The sequence below is a fragment of the Actinoplanes auranticolor genome (genome assembly GCF_018332655.1).
Lineage (GTDB): Bacteria > Actinomycetota > Actinomycetes > Mycobacteriales > Micromonosporaceae > Actinoplanes > Actinoplanes auranticolor.
On sequence record NZ_BOQL01000069.1, the window covers coordinates 21458 to 40430 of the forward strand.

Genomic DNA, 18973 nt, shown 5'->3' on the forward strand with positions numbered 1-18973 from the left:
GCCCCGGCCACCGTGGCGGCCGGGGCGGGCAGGAGGGTCACCGCTGTGCGGGAACCGGCGCCGTCCGTGGCTCCGGCAGGAACCGGGCCGCGGCGGCGTCGTAGTAGGAGCGCGACCGGTCGTACTGCAGACCGGTCTCGGCGTCGAGGTAGCGCCCGCCGACGCGCAGCGGGATCGCCGCCGCGTCGCCGGTGCGGGTGCCGTCGATGCCGACGACGTCCATCGGGACGCCGGCCCCGTCGGTCACGACGGTGTGCAGCGTACCGTCGGTGACCTGGGCAATCGGGTGCGCCGCCGCCGGGTGGTACTCCCACGCGGTGGTGCTCACGCCGGCCCGGGTCCGGTGGTGCTGCTCGACGAGCAGGTTGCCGGACCAGACGAACACGGTCTCCTCGAGCACCGCGTTCTTCGCGCCGAGACGCTGCTTGGCGATCCGCCGGCCGAACGCGTCGTACCGGTAGCGCCAGCGGTCCCCCGTGGGGGTGGTGACCCCGGCGAGCCGATCCAGGTGATCCCACTCGAGCTGCCAGTCGCCGGCCGCGTCCGACCGGGTGACCGGCCGGCCCAGCGCGTCGTAGGCGTACCGGACGTCGCCCGGCTGCTCCTCGTGGACCTTACGGTCGCCCTGCACCACGTCCTGGACGGCGGTCAGCCGGCCCGTGGTGTCGTAGTCGAACCGCCGGTCGGTGACCCCGGCGATGCGCTGCGCGGACAGCCGGCCGAACTCGTCGAACGCCTGCTGCAGGGAGAGGCCGGCGTCCGAGCTGCGGGCCACCTCCCGGTTGCCGTCGTAGGCGAACCGGACCTGTTGGCCGCCGGCGGCCAGTGCCGCCGGCCGGCCGGACTCGTCGTACGACCACTGCGTCACCGCACCCGAGGGTCGGGTCCGCGCGGTCACCGCGCCCAGCTGTTCGCTGTACGTGGTGGCCACCGTGTTGCCGTTGACCGTCTCGGCGATCACCCGGCCCGCGGCGTCGCGTTCCAGGCGGATCTCCGAGTCCGCGTCGCGGGCGCCGAGCACCCGGCCCGCCGCGTCGTACGCATACTGCGTCACCGCGGCGCCGGTGCGGCGCTCGATGACCTGTCCGAGCATGTCGTACGTGTAGGACGTGACCTCACCGGCCGCGTCGGTGTGCGCGATCAGCTGACCGGCCGCGTCGTAGGCGTACCGCTGGGTGCGGCCGCCGAAGTCGGTCTCGGAGACCATCCGGCCGTTCGGGTCGTACGTGTACCGCCACGTCTCACCGGCCGGGTTGATGATGGCGACCAACCGCAGCTCGGTGTCGTACCGGTATTCGGTGCGCTTGCCGTCGTCGTCGATCTCGGCGGTGACCAGGTCGAACGCCCCGTACTCACGGATCGTGCGGCGACCGGTGGCGTCGACCGCCTCGATGAGGTTGCCCTCGCCGTCGTAGACGAACTCCTCGACCGTGCCGTCCGGGTTCTCCCGCCAGGCCAGGTCGCCTTCCAGCGTCCAGCCGAACTCGGTGAGACCCCGCTCGTTCTCGACGCTGTAGATCCGGCCGAGCGCGTCGTAGACGTACCGGGTCTCGCTGTCGCCGGTCTTCATCGACGTGATCAGTTGTGCCGGATTGCGGACGTAGGCCGTGGGGCCGACGTGGATGACCGTGCCCTGGCCGTCCTCGGCCGCCTGCTCGAACCGGACGACCTCACCGGAGGCGTCGACCTCGGCGATCATGAGGCCGTTCTCGTCGAACTGGCGGTTGCGGGTGTTGCCGTCGAAGCCGGTCCAGCTGATCGCCCGCCCGAGCTTGTCGTACGTGGTCGTGGACCGCTTCCCGTCGGCCCGGACGGTCACCGTGGGCCGTCCGTCCGCGTCGTACTCATAAGAAGTGACCCGGCCCAGCGCGTCGGTGTGCGAGCGCAGGCGGTAGGCCTCGTCCCACTCGTTGCGGGTCGTCGCCCCGAGCGCGTCGGTCTCCGCGACCACCTGGAAGCGGTCGTTGAGCTCGTAGGTCCGCACCGCGCCGAGCGAGTCGGTCACGACGGTGCGACCCGGCAGGTAGTCGAACCGGTACCGCAGGTACCCACCCTTGCCGTCGGTGCTGACACAGCGGCCGGCCTCGTCGTAGGTGTAGGTGTACCACTCGCCGTTGCGGTCCTCCCAGCGCACGATGCGCCCACCGGCGTAGTCGAACGTCTCGGCCTCGCCGGAGGAGTTCGTGACCGCGACCAGGTTGAGGTCGCTGTCGTAGCCGAACTGCGCCGCCGCCATCAGGTCGCCGGCCGCGTTCGGCAGGGACACCATGGTCACCAGCCCGGCGGACGAGGCGAACACGATCGTGGCCCCGGCCGAGGACCGGAGTTCGGTCGGGGTGCCCCGGCGGTCCCGGGTGACCGACCAGCGCACGCCGGCCTCGGACACGTCGCTGAGCAGCGACTCCGTGTCGTTCGCCGGAGCGAACAGCAGCGAGCGGCCGGTCGTCGGGTCGCTGAGCCACCAGCCGCCGCCGACGAGCCGGCGCAGCGGCAGCGCCTTGCCGGTCGTGGGCAGCGCCGTCTCGCCCTCGGCGGGCAGCGGGTACGTCAGCAGCGAACCGTCCGCCGCCAGGTACCGCACCTGCTCGCGGTCGATGATGACCCGCTGGTCCAGGGTCGACGCCCACGAGCGGCCGAAGGACCGGCCCCACCGGTAGTCGGACCGGTAGGTCCGCTCCAGCGTGAGACCCGGCAGCGTCGCGTCGGTGTGGGTGAGCAGCATCCGGCCGGTGGTGAGGTCGATCGGGTCGCCGGCGACCGGGGTCTGCTCGGTGGTCTTCGCCACCGCCTCGGGCGCCACGTCCGAGAACGTCGCCGGGGTCGGCGTGAACTCGGGCATGCTGCCCATGAGGACGTCGGAGTCGGCGTCGCTGTCGTGGTCGGACGTCATGTCGACGTCGCTGTCACCGGCGCGGTCCGAGGTCATGTCGACGTCGCTGTCACTGGCGACGTCGCTGCCGGTGGTCATGGTGGTGTCGATCGGCGAGGCGGGCGCCGGGTCGCTCGTCTGGATGAGCACGACCGAGCCGTCCGGCCCGATCGGCGACAGCGTGGCGAGGCCGGGGACCTGTGCGTCCTCGAACGTCACGCGGCCCCGCTGATCCTTGGCGACGTTGATCACGTGACCGACCGTGCCCGGCGCGCCGGACCGCAGGCCGACGATGCCGGTGGTGCCGTTCGGCATCGCCCCGAGCGCGTCCATCAGGCCGGTGATGGTGTTGAGCTCGTTGACGTTCCGGCCGGGGTAGCGCTGGATCAGCGTGCTCAGCGCCAGCGGCTGGGTCTGTGCCGGTACGCCGACGACGGCCCCGGACTGCCGGTACGAGTCGACGGCCAGGGTGAGCGGGATGCAGTCGTTGGTGTTGGCGGGGTCACGGCTGCCGTGGATCTGCTGCAGGTGGCCGCGGTCCACGGTGTTGAGGGTCTGCAGGTCGGCATCGGTGTTGCCGGTCGTGCCGTGCGCGTTGGCCGCCAGCACCTGCAACGTCGACCCGTCGCTGAGCGTGACGTTCTGGGAGAGCTGGTCCCGGAACGAGTCGAGCAGCTGGGCCTGCGCCTGCGGGTTGCCGTCCAGGGCCGTGAGCTGGTCGGCGAGGGGCGTGGTGAACTGGTTCGTGGCCGGTGTCGCGGTGCCCGGGACGGTCGCCGGGCCGGTCTGGGATCCCTGGAAGCCGTACCGGTCGCGGCTGCGGTAGCGCCGGCTGCTGCGATGGCTGCGCTCGCGCTCACGAGGACTGCGCGACCGATCGCTGCGCTCGGCCGGCTCAGCGGTCACGATGATCGGTTGCATGGTCCGGCTCGGCGCGGTCTCCCGCTGCGGAGGCATGTTCTGGTACAGCGGGGCCGGCGGGTTCGGCGCGTACTCGTCGCCGGCATATCCCGCCTGGGCCGGCCGGAACCAGTCGCCGACGTTCCGCCACTGGGCGGCCGCGGCCTCCGGCGTCGTCGCGCCGTGGATGAACAGCAGCGTGTTCGACAGGGTGTTGACCTCGGAGTTGTAACCCCGGGCCCGTTCGCTGAAGTTCACGACGGTGGCGAACTCGCGACCGGCGGCGCTGCCGATCTCCGAGATGGGGCCGCGACCGCGCAGGTACCGCGCGATCTGCCGGGCGGTTCGCCGGCCGCCGTCCGGCTCGTCGGAGATCTCGTTGCCGATGCCCCGGACTTCCCGTCCGCCCCGCATCGCGTTCTGGTACCGCCGGATGCCGACCAGGGGTTCGATGAAGTCGGCGTTCCGCGGCCCGGTGTGTGGCCGCCGTCCGGCGAGCGACTGCATCTGTTGCTGGATCTGTTGGAGGCTCGCGTTCGCGGACGAAGAGGGGTCGGCGAGCGCAGCCTGCCCCGCGGGCGCGACGGAGTCGAACCATTGGTCCGCCAGGGACGACATCTGGCCGGCGGGGGTGGTCAACGGCGGCGGGGACGGCGTCTCCCGCAGTACGTCGCGGTAACGGAGGAAGTTGCCGTTGGTGTCGTAGACCGCTACCTGCACCCACTGCGGCATGCCGTAGAGCGACTCCGGCGTCGGCGCGTTGGCGTTGGCCGGCAGGTCGGTGGGTCCCGACGACGGGTCCGGGACCGGGCCGGCCGCGGCGACCGGGTCCAGCGCCGGCTGGGCCGGCTTGCAGCTGGTCAGGCCGAGCGGGTCCGCCACGGTCAGCGGGTTGGTGACGTACGCCGTCGGGTTCGGGCCGCCGGACAGGCCGAGCGGGTCCGGGCTGACGTAGCGTGCCGTCGCCGGGTCGTAGTACCGGAACCGGTTGTAGTGCAGCCCGGTCTCGGCGTCGTGGTACTGGCCCGGGAAGCGCAACGGGGTGCTGCCGGTCTGCCGGCTGCGACCCCACAGGTCACCTCGGGACCACCAGCTCAGGGCGCCGCCCGGCGTCACCAGGTGGGTCGGGGTGCCGACGGTGTCGGTGATGACCGCGTGCAGCGCGTCGTCGTCGGTCTGCGCCACCGGCGCGGAGCCGTCCGGCCGGTAGTCCCAGGTGGTGGTGGTCGTGCCGTCGCTCTGCTCCAGCAGGAGATCACCGGACCAGGCGAAGTGGACCTCCGCCAGGACCCGGCCGTCCGCGCCGAGCCGGCGTTTGGTGATGCGGCGGCCGAAGCCGTCGTAGAGGTAGTGCCAGCGGTCGCCGTCCGGGGTGGTCACCCCGGTCATCCGGTCCTCGGCGTCCCAGGTGAACTCCCAGGTGCCGGTGGTGTCGGCCCGGCGGACCAGGCGGCCCTTGCCGTCGTAGTCGAAGGTGGCGTCATCCGACCGGACCAGCATGGTGCCGTCGAGTTCCCAGCGGTCGCGGCCGGTGCCGATGAGGTTGCCGGCCTCGTCGTACTCGTAGTGCTCGGTCTCGCCGGCGGCGCCGGTCACCGTACGGATGCGACCGGTGTCGTCGGTGCTGAACGAGCGGTCACCGATCGCCGTGATCCGGTCGGCCGCGTCGTAGCTGAAACCCTGCTCGGTGGCGTCGGCGATGTGCTGCACCGCGAGCCGGCCGGCCGCGTCGAAGCTCTGCCGCAGCGCGACCAGGTCACCGATGGCCCGGCTGATCTCCCGGCCCGCCGCGTCGTGCTCGAAGCGCAGCAGGTGGGCGCCGGTCGCCAGGCTCTCCGGGCGGCCCTGGGCGTCGTAGGTCCACCGGCTGCGGCGGCCGGACGGCGTGGTGCGGGCCGCGACCCGGGCGCCGTCGTAGCTGGTCCGGACGGTGCGGCCGTTGATCGTCTCGGCGGTCACCCGGCCCTCGGCGTCGCGCTCGAAGCGCACCGTCGCGTCCGGGCCGGCCACGCTCTCGACGAGTCCGGCGGCGTCGTACCCGAGCCGGGTGACCCGGTCACCGACCCGGCGCTCGACGACCCGGCCCAGCGCGTCGTAGCGGTAGTGGGTGGTGGTGCCGGCCGCGTCGGTGTACGCGACCAGCTGACCCGCCGCGTCGTGCCGGTAGCGCTGGGTACGGCCGTCGAAGTCGGTCTGCTCGCACAGCCGCCCCGCCGGGTCGTACGCGTAGCTCCAGACCTGCCCGGCCGGGTTGACGACCGTGCTGAGCCGCAGCTCCGTGTCGTAGGTGAACTCGGTCCGGTGACCCATCTCGTCGATCCGCGCTGTGGGCAGATCGAAGGGCCCGTACTCGAGTTTCACCGCCCTTCCTCCTGGATCGATGACTTCCACCAAGTTCCCTTCGCCGTCGTAGTGCCATGACTGTTCGGAGCCGTCCGGACGGGTGCGCCATGCGAGATCGCCCTCATCCGTCCAGCCGAATTCGGTCGTTGTGCCGTCCGAGGACCCGACCGGGGCGGCCGTGCGCTCGGGGAGGGTCCGCGCCACGCCGTCCGGCCCGACCAGCGCCACGGCCCGGCCGTCGTCGGCGTAGGTCACCGTGAACCGGCTGCCGTCCGGGCGGGTCAGCGACAGCGGTCGTTGCCGCGAGTCGTAGCCGTACCGGGTGACCCGGCCGAGCGGGTCGGTCCGGGAGAGCAGCCGGTTGGCCGCGTCCCATTCCTGGCGGGTGGTCGCCCCCAGCGGGTCGACGATCGCGGTCACCTGGAGACGCTCGTTGAGCTCGTACCGGGTGGGGTGGCCCAGCGAGTTCGTGACGGTCGTGCTGCCGGGGTCGTAGCGGAACGAGTAGCGCAGGTATCCGCCGCTGCCGTCGGTGCTGACGCAGCGGCCCGCCGAGTCGTAGGCGTACCGGAACCACTCGCCGTTGCGGTCCTCCCACCGCACGATCCGCCCGGCCTCGTCGTAGCGCAGCAGCGTCTCGAGGCCGGAGGAGTTGCGGATCCCCACCAGGTGACGGCGGTTGTCGTAGCGGAACGTCGGCAGTTCGACCGGCCGGGCGGCGGCGTCGCCCAGGACCACCCGGGCACCGAGGACCAGGCCGTCGGCGGTGTCGAGCTCGACCCTGCTGCCGGATGAGGACAGCAGCAGGTCCGGCGTACCGTCGTCGGCCCGCCGGAGCTGCCACCGGATGTCCGCCGTCGCGATGTCGGACAGCCAGGCGTCCGCACCGTCGCCGCCCGGCGCGAACAGCAGCATCGCGTCCCGCCCGGCCAGCAGCCAGCCGCCCCCGGCCAAACGGCGCAGCGGGCCTCCGCCGCCGAGGACCGGCAGCGCCTCCCTGCCCTCGGCGGGCAACGGGTAGGTGCTGATCGACCCGTCCGCGGCCAGGAAATACGCCTGCCGCTCGTCGGTGATGATGCGCTGGTCCAGCGTGGACGCCCAGGTCGGGCCGAAGGACCGGCCCCAGCGGTAGTCGGAGCGGTGGGTCCGGGCCAGGGTCAGGCCGGGCAGCCGCAGGTCGGTCTCGGTGTAGATCATCCGGCCGGTGGTGACGTCGATCGGGTCGCCGACGGTCGGGGTCTCGGCCGTCGACTTCGCGACCGCGGCGGGGGGCACCTCTGACAGCGGCGGCGGCGGGCTGACCGGTTCGGTCGCGGGCCGGCCGGGGGCCGGCAGATCCCGGCGGTACGCGTCCAGCTGCTCATCGTGCGCGTGCCGGGCGGTCCACCAGGCGGTCTCCGCAGTGTTCACCGCCTGTTCCGCGGCGGCGAGCAGGCCGGCGTCCGGCGACGGCTGGGCGCGCAGGCCGTCGCGCCGCCTGACCGCTGCGGACACGGTCTCGCCGTGCTCGGCGACGTCCACCGCGCTCTGCCGCAGCGGTGCCGGCAGATCCGTGCCGGTGCGTTCGCGTGCCGCTGCGTCGCTCATCCGGATCGCGATCGCGTCCGCCACGCGTACCTCGGTGCCGGCGACCGGGGTGGGCTCGCCGCCGGTGGCAGAGAGCGTCCGGGCGACGAACCGGTACTCCACGGAGTAGGCCAGGCTCTGGGTCAGCCGGGCGTCCGGGTCGGTCTGCTCGGTCGGGCGCACGGTGTGCTCGGTGGTGTCGGTCGTCGCGGTGCTGCTGAGCCGGCGATCCGGGTCGGTGGCGTACAGCTGCTGCTCGTAGACGGTCGACCCGGAGACCGCACCGAACTCGTTGCGGTCACCGATCTTGCCGGCGCCGCCCGGGTGACCCGCGCCCGCCGCCAGCACCGGCCCGCTCATCTTCACGGCGTACGTGTGACCGCTCTTCTGGGTCACCGTGCTGGACCGGGCGTCCTTGACCGAGCCGGCGATCGTGACGTCGGCGTCCGCGCCGGCGAACCGCGGCCGGGCCACCAGCCGGGCCTCCAGCACCAGGTCGCGGCCCAGCTTGCGGTTGAGCGGCACCGGGAAGCCGGTGCTCAGCATGGCCGGATGGGCGGCCTTGAGGTCGATGCCGCTCACCGTGTCGCGCAGCGCCGCCCGGGTGGACTCGTCGACGGTCGCGCCGGACGCGGTCAGCGCCTGCTCGGCGGCGCGGTGCAGGTCGGCGACGTCGGCCCAGACGTGTTCCACCGCGTACCGGCCGGGCTCCGGCAGCGAGTCGTGGCCGTCGGCGGTCCGCCACCGGGCCCGGGCGTCGTCGGGGAGCTCGGCGGCCGGCACCGGGGTGGGCGGCTGGGCGACCCCGGCCGGCCCCTCGATCCGCGCTGGGCTCGGGTGCAGGCGCAGGGTCACCGGCCGCTGGTCATGGACCACGGCGCCGGCCGCAGGCAGGGCGTCGCCGGTGACCGTGAGGTCCAGGGCGAGGTCCGCGGTGTACGTCGCCACCGGTCCCTTGACGGTCAGCGACTGGCTGTAGGTGAGCGCGTCCTTGCTGACGTCGTCGGTGCTGCGCACACCCAGGTTGGCGGTGGCCACGTAACCGCCGCCGACGGTCTCGGAGGTCGCGCCGTGGCCGGTGTCCCGCGCCTTCTCCGCCGCTGTCTGGCTGTCGGTGTTGGTGCCCTGAGCCCGCAGGTTCACCGAGATCGCGCCGAGCGTGCGCCCCCGGGAGTCGGTCTCGGTCACCGTCACCGTGGTCTTGTCGCCGACCTGCAGCTCGTCCACGTGCTCGAGGCCGGTGAACAGCGGATCGCCCAGGATCGCGGCGCTCAGCGTTGCCTGGTACGTGTGCCCGCCGAACCTCCCCTCCAGCCGCAGCGGCACACTGCGCCCACCGTTGAGCGCGGCGTTGGCATGGTGGTGTGCCCCGGACAGGAACGAGTTCAGCGCGCGGACGTTGTCATGCGGCTGGTCCGCGGCCGACTCCGGGAGCAGCGCCGCGGCCACCTGCTCGCCGCGGCTGCCACCGATGACCTCGGCGACGGCCCGGCGTACCGCGCCGACCCGATTGCTGAGATCCAGGGTGGAGCTGACGCCGCCGATGCCCAGTGAGGGCTTGCGGCCCGTACCGAGCGGCGGTGCGGGTGACTCGGTGGTGGCCGGCGGCGTGATGACCGGTGGCCGCGATCGGTCCAGCGCGGCGGCCCGCTCGGTGTGCGCGTCCGTGACCAGGCGGCGCTCGGTGGCCTGCCGGTCGAGCATGGCCTGGCGTTCGGCCTCCTGCCGCCCCCGCAGGTCGTCGTGCTCGCGTTGCCGCACGTCGGCGGGAGCGGATGCGAGGCGGTGCTGCGCGTCGAGCCCGGCGCGCTGGGCGTCGTGCCGGTCGCGCTGGCCCTCGGCCTGGCCGGCGTGCAGCTGTTGCAGCTCGACCTCGGCCTGCCGGCGGCCCCGGGCCAGGTCCTGTTCCTGGATCCGGTGGACCTGGTCCTCGGTGAGCCACATCAGCATCGAGTCGGGCAGGGTCAGCCGCTGGCCGGCCCGGCGCACCGGCTCGCCGGGCAGCACACCCAGGATGTCGAGGTTGCCGGTGCGACGGGCCTCGGCGACGATCTCCGCGTCCACGTCGAGCTGCACCAGCACCCGGCGTTCCGGCCGGCCGCTGACCTTGACCTTGGAGACGCCCGCGACGCTCTGCTCCCGGACGCTGCCCCAGGTGCGCTGCCACGGCGTGACGGTCGCGATGATCACGCCGCCCGGGGTGGTGCTGGAGGCACCGTGGTCCTGCGCCATGCCGGCGATCGAGGCGACACCCGTGACGGAGGCGCTGGCCTCCCATGCGCTGCCCCGCTTGGCGCTGCTCCCCGAGCCGCCGGCGAGCACGTCCTTGACCCGTTCGAACTCCGAGGCGGGCAGGATCCGGGGGTTGGTCGGCCGGAGCCGGACCTTCACCCCGGCTGTCACGTCGGAGGCGCGGCGGCCGTACGACAGGTGGTCGATCGACAGGGCAGTGCTGAACAGCTCGGGATCGTTCGACAGCCGCTCGGGCGAGAGGCTGTTGCCGACGGTGCCGGAGATGGGACCGTCCGGGAAGCCGAAGATCGGGTCGTCGGCGGCGCGGACCAGGGTCTCCTTGACCGCGTCGCGCAGGTGACCGGCGCCCAGGAAGGTCTCGATCCGGCTGCCGTCCAGCTCGTGCGGGAAGCCGCCGGAGAGGGTGCTCAGCGGTGGCGCGTACGCCATCCACTCCTGGTCCCGCGGTTGCGGCGCCCGGGCCGCCGCGGGTGGGGCGTGGCTCACCCGGTGCTCGGGCACCAGCAGCCGTAGCTCGAGTTTGTGCTCGGTGGGCGGCACCACCGAGCCGGAGATCAGCGCCGGGGTGCCGCGTCCCGGCGATCCGGGCACCAGGTGCCGGAAGTTCTGGTTCGGCCGCACGCTGGACTGGCTGGTGGCCCGGACCGTGAGGGTGCCGGCGAACTCGCGCATCGGTACGTCGGCGAGCTTCCCCTCGACGGTCAGGCCGGGCGCGTGCCGGACGTCTGTGCCGTGGGCCTTGGAGACGGTGAGGTCGTGGCCGCGTACCGAGGTGTGGCTGACGCGCGGGCCGCCGAGCACGGTGGAGATCGCCCGGCCGACGGGGCCGAGCACCCGGCCTTCGATGCTGAGTTCGCCGGTGCGGCTGCGCTCCTGACCGCCGGTGAAGGCGGACTTACGGGTGCGCTTGTCCGCGGTCCGCTGCTCGCCGTTGTCCCGCAGCTCGCCGTCGGAGAGGTCGGACAGCTCGCCGGTGACCGTCACGACGGTGCTGTAGTCGTGCAGCACGCCGTTCTTCATCAGCGGGATCTCCAGGCCCGGCCCGACGATCCGGTCCAGCAGGAAACGCAGCTGCCGATCGGAGAGCCGGGTACGCGCCGTCGCGTCCCGGGCGAGGATCGCCTGCACCCCGGCGCTCAGCCCGTCGGCCAGGGTCTCGTCGCCGAACTGCTTGACGAACGTGTCCTTCTGGAAGCTGAAGCCGCGGTGTCCCGGCACGCTGCGCAGAGCGTCGGCCACCGCGCGGTACAGCTTGTCGCCGCCGTTCAGGTCCTGCACGTACGCGCCACCGAACGACCGGCCCTGCTCGATGTGCTCCGGCGCGAAGTGGGTCCGGGCGGTCCCCGTGCGCCCCGACCACGGAGCCGCGCCGGGATCGAGCGCGGTCTCCTTCACCCGGTCCGAGGCCGTCCACTGCATCGTCTCCACCGGGCCGGCCAGGGTGCGGGCGGGCCGGCCCAGCGGGCGTACCTGAAGGTCGTAGACGGTCCGGTAGCGGACCGCCGGGCCGGTCGTCTCGAGGGTGTCCCGGGCGTGGATCCCGTCGGTGAAGCTCTGCGTGTTCGGGCCTTTGCGGGAGACCGACACCCGCGGACCGACCAGGAAAGAGACCGGCGCCACGTCGGTGCCGCCACCGGCCATCCCCCAGACGGTCCAGGGACGGTCGGCCGTGGTGCTGTCGGTGTCCGCACCGGACATCTTGGTGACGTCGCTGTGCTCGGCGGCCGCCACCGTCTCGACGACCTGGACCTGGCGGGCGACCAGGCGCAGCTGCAGGGCCCGGTCGCGGCCGGGGAAGATCCGCCGCCACGCGCTCTCGTGCGCCCGGGTCAGCGGCTCGGAGGTGATCCAGCCGGTGTCCGGGTCGTCCGGGTCGTGGGTGGCCGCCTGCACCAGCTTGGCGGAGAGGTTGCCGTCGGAAAGGAAGCGCTGGAGCACCGACCGTCCGGGAGCGCCGACCCGGGTGAGGTCGCCCAGGCCGTCCTCCCGCAGCATCCGGTCGACCTGGTCGAAGTAGCTGCCGGCCTCCGGATCGGGCGTGCTGGTCACGCTCTCTACCCCGAACCGGGTGGGCAGCGGGGCCGCCAGCTTCCGCGGTGCCGGGCCGAACAGCGGCCCCGGGTCGGTGAGCTGCGTGGGCACCCGCAGCGGCACGACACCGGTCGCGGTCACCGTGCCCGGCCCGGCGTCGCGCTGGTCCGCCGGACGCGGATCGACCGGCCGCCCGTCGGCGTCCCGCAGCGTGGCGGTGAAGACGATCGGCACCGTGACCTCGGCCTGGTTGTCCAGCTTGACGGTGGTCACCGTGCTGAAGTCGGCCCGGTACGAGGTGGCGGCGGTGGTCAGCGGCACGGTCGGCACGGTCGCGCCGAGCCCGGCGGCCAGCGGCGGCATCGCGGTGACCGTAGCCCGGGGCTCCACGTGCAGGTCCCGCGTGTGCCGGACGGAATGGGTGAAGGTGCTGTCGTCCTTGCCGCCGGCCTTGACGGCGTCGGTGGCGGCCCGCTCGGTCCGCAGCCCGTCCCAGTCCAGCCGGGCGGTCACGACCAGCTCGGCGGGTCGCCCGCCGACCGTGACCGGGTACGGCCGCCCGGCGCGGAGGAACTGGTCGACGTCGTTGCGCACGTCGGCCCGCAGTTCGGTGAGGACCGACGACGGCACGCCCAGCAGGCGCAGCCCGTCGGTGAGGTCGCCGCCCTCGGTCGCGCGGGTCTGCTCGGCGGCCCCCAGCGTCCGGCTGTCCCGCAGGTAGCCCTGGAGGTTGTCGCGCAGGTTCGGCGGCGCCATGGCGGCCGGCATCGCGACGTCGCCCTCGGTGCTGATCGCCACGCCGATGATCGAATCGGCCGGACCGGCCGGGTCCAGCTCGTCCAGCTCGATGTCCTCGGCGATCGCCGGGAGCGGGGCCATGGGCCGGAACGGGCGCAGCGTCGGCCCGGCCTCCACCAGCAGGTCCGCCGGCGGGTCGGCGTCGAGGTCGACTTCGGTGAGCAGGTCCGCGGGCGGTTCCAGGTCGTCGTCCGAGTCGCTGTCCACGGTGGCCGTGGGCTGCGGCGCAGCCGGCGGGATGCCGAGCTGGTCGGCCCGGTCGTAGACGTCGTTGAGCAGCTCCTCGGTGCGGCGCAGCCGGTCGTCGGCCGCGTTCAGCCGCTCGATCGCGGCGGAGTGGGCGGCCAGCGCCGCCGGCTCCCGGGCCGCGGCGTCGGCGATCAGCGTCCCGGCGTCCCGGACGTCGGCCCGTACGGCGCCGACCGTGGCCGGCAGGTCGCCCAGCGCGTCGATCCGGCGGTTCAGCGCGTCGGTCCGGACCTGTCGTCGGCCGATCTCCTGCAGAGCCTGGAACGAGCGCAGGAAGGCGTCGGCGATCTGGATCTGCTGGTCGGTGCCCGGCGGCAGCAGGCGTGCCGCCGCCGCGTCCCGGGCGGCCTCGGCGGCCTGGTCCGACCACTGTCGGCTCTCGTCGCGCAGCGCCACGAGCTCGTCGTGGTAGCCGCGCAGCTGGTCCAGGTCGGCGGCTGCCTGCTGGGCGACGGCCTCGGCCCGGGCGGCGGAGTCCCGGAAACCACGGACGGCCGGAGCGTGCGCGGAGGCGTCGGCGAGGGCGGCCCGCACCGGGCCGTCGGCGGCCCGCACCTGCTGCTCGGCGTGCGTGGCCAGGTCCCGGTACGCCCGGCCGGTGCTGTTGTCGGGGGCCAGCCGGCCGGCGTCGCGCGCGGCCCGGGCGAGCTGCGGTGCGTCGTCGGCCCGTTCGGTGTTGACGGCCCGGGCCTCGGTGAGGTCGTCGTGCAGGTTCCGGGCGTCCTGATGCAGCTCCGTGGCGAGCACCTGGGCGTCGGCGGCGGTAACCACGTCGGCCAGCGCCGGCGCGATCGTGTCCACCGCGGGCCGGGCCTCGGCGGCGATGGTGTCGGCGACCTCGCCGGCCTGGAGCGCGAGCTGGTCGACGGCGGCGCCGAGATGGTCCGCGTCGAAGCCGCCCAGCGGGGTCGCGGCATCCAGCACGAACGGCAGGTCGGTGGTGATGACCTGGTCGGGCGCCGCGGCCGACGTCTCGAACTGGATGAACCGGCTGTCCGGCGCCGGGGAGGCGTAGCGGGGCTCGCCGTCGGGACCCAGCGCGTCGGACGGGGTGACCAGGGCGTGCCCGAGGTTGCCGGCCCAGACGATGCCGGCGGGGGCGATGACCGGGACGCCGGGCAGTTCCCGGGCGAGCTGGGCGGCGAATCCGTCGATGCGGTCCACACCGGTGTCACAGGCGATGAGTACGACCGGGCGGCCGTCCCAGGTGGGATCGGCGCGGATCGTGGCGGCCAGCTGCGCGGGCGTGACCCGGCTCGAGCCGACTTCCAGCTCGCGCGGGTTGCCGTGGCTGAAGACGTGGTAGCGGTCGGTGCGGCCCGCGTACACCGGGGAGGTGGCGGTTTCCCGGGTGGCTCGGTCGGTGGGGGTGGCGTACATCAGGCCCGCGGCGACCCGGGCCGGCTGCGGCGTCGCGCGGGGGTCCCGGCGGGGGCCCGTCGAGGCGGGGAAAGACGTGAGCGTGGGCGCGGCGGGACGGCCCGGCGCGTAGCTGACGTTGCCGTTGGCGTCGATGGTCCGGGTGACGGCCAGCTTCTGCGGGGCGGGCTTGCCGACCGGCGTGAACGTCTGCGATTCCCCGTCCGGGGTGTGCACGGTCAGCTCGAGGCCGGCCGCGTAGGCCACCGCTTGCGCCACGGCGTTGTGCGCGCCGGTGATCCGGCCGCGATCGGCGTCGGTGACCGGCGTCCGCCGCGTGCCGGCGGTCGGCGGGACGACCGCGGCCAGCGCGAAGTCACCGCCGTAGTACGGCGTCTGCTGGCGCTGCCGGGCGATGACCCGCAGGTTGGCCTCACCGGTGCGCTGCCCGAGGACCTGACCGCGGAACTCCTCGGCCGTGCCGGTGCCGGGCACCTGCCGGGAGACGACGTCGTAGAGCGAGCCGGGGGCGAGCGTGCCGGCGGGCTGGCCGGTGAACCACTGGTGGGACAGCGTCGCCACGACTTCCGCCGCGTGGTCGAACTCGTCCTGGATCCGGGCGGGGGTGCTCGACATGGCGTACAGATGCGCGTCGACCAGGCGGTCGTCGGGATCCAGGCCGAAAGCCGGTCCGCCGGGCGTCTCCAGCGAGACCGTGGTGGCCAGCTTGTTGTGCGGCTCGCCGCCGAGCTGAATGCGCTGCTCGGGGGTGAGCCCCGGCCACCCGGTCGGCTCGGGCGTCGCCTCCGGGTCCGCCGGAGGTTTCGGCGCGGCGGCCGGCGCCCACGTGGCCTGGTACGGCGTGGACCGCGGCTCACCGGACTCGGCCAGGGCGGCGTCGCGGTACCGCTCCAGCTGGGCGGACGTGTCGGCGAGATCCTTGCCCACCGGGGCGAACAAGCGCTTCTGGACGCTCGCGCCGAGGACGGTGTGCGTCTGCGGCAGCCGGCCGGTGACGGCGAACTCGGCGGCCAGCCGGGACAGGTCGGTCGGCACGGCGGTCGCGCTGAACGAGCTCTGGAACGCCGAACCCCGCAGCGGGTGCCGGTTGTTCTGCGAGTCCGTCCGGAGCTGCGCGGAGCGCGTCGCGTCGGACACCTCCGCCGCGGCATAGTCGTGGTTCAGCTCGTTGCGGTACGCCCGCATCAGCCCCTCGGCCAGCTGCGGGAACTCCGCGCCGGTGTCGCCGAAGCGCACGTTGTCGTCGCCGAGCACCACCAGGGCGTCCACGAAGAGGTTCGGCTCCGGCGTGTACGGCAGCATCGCGTGGATGTCGGCCTGCCGGTCGCGGGTCTCCATGTCCTCCCGCACGGCGGACACGAAGTCGTCCAGGAACGCGTCCGACTCGGCCAGGGCCCGCCGGTTGTCGTAGAACGCCGCCGGATCCCGCTGCCGCTCGGTCTCCCAGTCGCTCGGGTTCTTGATCTTCTTGCCCGGCTTGAAATCTGCCTCGTGGGCGGAGATCCGGCGGACCGTGTCGGCCCGCAGGGTGGCGACGTCGTCGGGATCAACCCGGTAGCCGCCGCTGAACATCAGCGGGCGGGACGGGGTCCGCAGGTCCACGGCGGGCAGCGGCATCGTGTCCTTGAGCCGGTCCGGCGGCGACTCGTCCTCGGACAGGGAATCCTCGCTGGCAGGCGACTCCCGGCCGCTGACGGTCAGCCGGCCGTCGGGGTCGGCCGAGGTGATCCGCTGGACCTCGGCGAAGACGTGCGAACCGTCGGCGACGGTCCGGGCCCCGGTGTCGAAGTCCTGGATCGAGAGGTACGGGTACGTGCCCGCGCCGGCGAACGCCTCCACGACGGCGACGTTGTCCGGGTCGGTCAGCACGGCGTTGCGGACCCGGCCGTGCGGGAACTTGCCCTTGCCGTTGTCGCCGACCGCGTACCCGTTGACGGCGATCGGCACGTCGAGCGTCCGGGCGATCTCCAGGGCCTCCGCCACCGCCTGCTTGAGCTGTCTGGACGCCTTCTTGTCCATCGAGTTGACGCCCAGCACGAAGGCGACCTTGACGTCTCCGGCGGTCTCCGGGGGCCGGACGGCCGCGATGACCTCCGCGAGCCGGTTGACCTCACCGACCGGCAGGATCATGTTGACCACGAAGGCGAGGTCGGCCCGCTGCTCGATCAGCTCCCGGGAGGTGTCCCGGTAGGTGCTCGCGTCAACCGGCGTACGGGTGCCGAGCAGATCCTCGAAGGCGCTGTTCCGGCCGCCGGGCACCCGTACGGGCCGGAACGGCGGCTGCGGGGCGGGCCGGGTCCCCAGCGCCGAGTCGTCCCGGGTATCACCCCGGGGTGCGACGGCCGGCGGCAGGTCCCCGCGGTCGGCGGAGAGCACTGTCTCACTGGTCTGCCCGATCTGATCGACGTGCCGCTGCAGGACCTCCGGCGCAGCCGTCTCCCGGGTCGTCGCCATGAGCGAGTTGTCGTGGTGCACCCGGGCCGCGTCCGGGCCGGTGTGGAAGACCCGCTTGATCTCCTGACCGTCCGGGCCGGTCAGGTCGGTGTCGGCGTACTCGTCGGTGAGAGCGTAGAAGTGGCCGACCTCGTGGGCCAGCTCGATCGCGCTGTCGCCGGTCGACCAGACCGTCTGCGTGGTCGGCGGTGGCACCGCGTCGACCGAAGCGTCGTGCAGGGCGACAACGGCGTGCGCATCGGCCGGACCGACGAACTCGACGTTGGCGTTGAGCTGGTCCCCGCGGGGGCCGATGCTGAAGCCACGGTTGTACAGGGCCGCCACACCGGCCTTCACCCGGTCCTGGACGAGCTTGATCTGGGCGTCAGTCATCGGGCTCACCGGCGCGAGGTGCAGCTTGACGGTGAAATCCTGCACCCGGCGCCCGTCGGGGGTGGTCAGGACTCGGTGGTCGTAGCGGATCAGCCCGTCGATGTGGCCCACCTGCGGCCGGGGTGCGGCGTCGACCGGCACGTCCAGCTCCGCCGCCTGGTACGACTGGGCGACCACCTCTGGCAGGCCCGGCGCGCCGGGGGCGAGCTCAACGACGTCGTAGGCGGCGGTGTCGGCGACCCGCACCGGGGTGGCCTGCTGCGTGCGCAGGTCCTTGATGTCCTGCTCGGAAACCGGGTCCGGCACCCGTGCCGGACCCTGACCCGGCATGCGCACATCCTGGTCGGGAGCGGGCGCCGGGCGGGTCTGGGCCAGGCTCTCCTCGGTGGCTGCCCGGGTCTCGGCGTCCACCGGCGAGACCGTGAAGTCGCTGAGGTCGACGGCGAGGTCGGACTCGGTCAGCGGCGAGACGTCCGCGGTCGCCGGCGGGACCGTGGTGTCGAGCTTGGGCAGGTCGGCCGGGGAGGGGCGGGAGGTCGCAGCGGTCGTGTCGCCGGGCTGCTGGGTCGCGGGCTGCTGCGTCCCGGGAGCGGTTGGTGACGTGGATGCGAGGGATGTGGGGGCGTTCACCGAGAGGCTGGTGGGCGGTTGGATCGCGGCCGGCGGTGGTGCGGTGCTCCGGTCGGTGGTGGTGGCCGGCGCGGTGTGGGTGTCGAGCGGGGCCGGCGTCTGGGTTTGCGGGGTCGCGGTGGTCGAGCCGGCCGGGCCTGTGGAGGGTGGGGCCGCGACCGGGCCCGGAGGTGGCGTTTGGACGGTGCCGGGCGCCGGCGCGGAGGAGGTCTGGGGTGCGGGTGTCTGCACGTCGGCCGGGGCGGTGACGACGGACGGCGCGGCGACCGTGGTGTCGAAGCCGGGCAGGCCCTGAGGGGCAGCGACGGGCGGGACCGCCGGGGTGGGCGCGGTCGTGGGTGCCGTGTTGGCGGCCGGGGGAGCGCTGTTGCCGACCGGGGCTGAGAGCGCAGGGTTGTTGCCGGCCGGGGCCGGGGGTGCTGCGGTGTTGCCGGCAGGGACGGGCGTGGGTGCCGTCTGACCTGCGGGAACGGGCGTGGGGGTGCCGGAGGTGTCCAAGCCGGGCGCGGTGGCGCCGACCGGAGCCGGCGTGGGGGTGCCCACGGTCCCCGGCGCTGGGGACCCTGGGGACGCGTGCGCTGGGGATCCGGTGGGCGCGGGCGCCGGCGAGCCCTCGGGCGCGGAGGCGGGGGAGCCCGTGGGTGCGGATGCGGGGGCACTGACCGGGGTCGGCGCTGCGGTGGGTGAAGTGGTACCGGCGTGCGGCGGCGGGTTTCCGCCGGATGCCTCCGTAGTGCTGGGTGCGCCTACCGGCCCGGGCGCGCCAGTAGGCCCGGTCGCACCGACAGGCGCCGGGCCACCCACTGCACCGGGTGCGCCGACAGGAGCCGGCCCGCCGGCCGGGGTTGGCCCGCCTGCTGGGGCTGGTCCACCCGTTGGCGCTGGGCCGCTCACCGGGGCTGGGCCACCTACTGGCGCTGGGCCGCCGACCGGGGCTGGCCCGCCTGTTGGGGCCTGGCCGCCGACCGGGGCCGGGCCACCTGCTGGGGCCTGGCCACCGGCTGCAACCGGGCCGCCTGCTGGGGCTGGCCCACCCACCGGTACTGCTCCGACCGGGGCCGGGTCGACTGCTGGCGCCGGCCCGCCGACTGGGCCGCCTCCGCCGATCGGGGCGGGGCCGCCTGCGCC

2 protein-coding genes are annotated in these 18973 nt (G+C 73.8%); both read right to left on the reverse strand.

What is annotated here, in order from left to right:
* Positions 1–37 precede the first annotated feature (37 nt).
* Positions 38–18388, reverse strand: a complete 18351-nt coding sequence (locus Aau02nite_RS38710) for a DUF6531 domain-containing protein (protein ID WP_212993623.1) — start codon at positions 18386–18388, stop codon at positions 38–40.
* 365 nt (positions 18389–18753) lie between these two features.
* On the reverse strand, positions 18754–18973 hold a 220-nt coding region (locus tag Aau02nite_RS38715; protein ID WP_212993624.1), incomplete at its 5' end, for a hypothetical protein.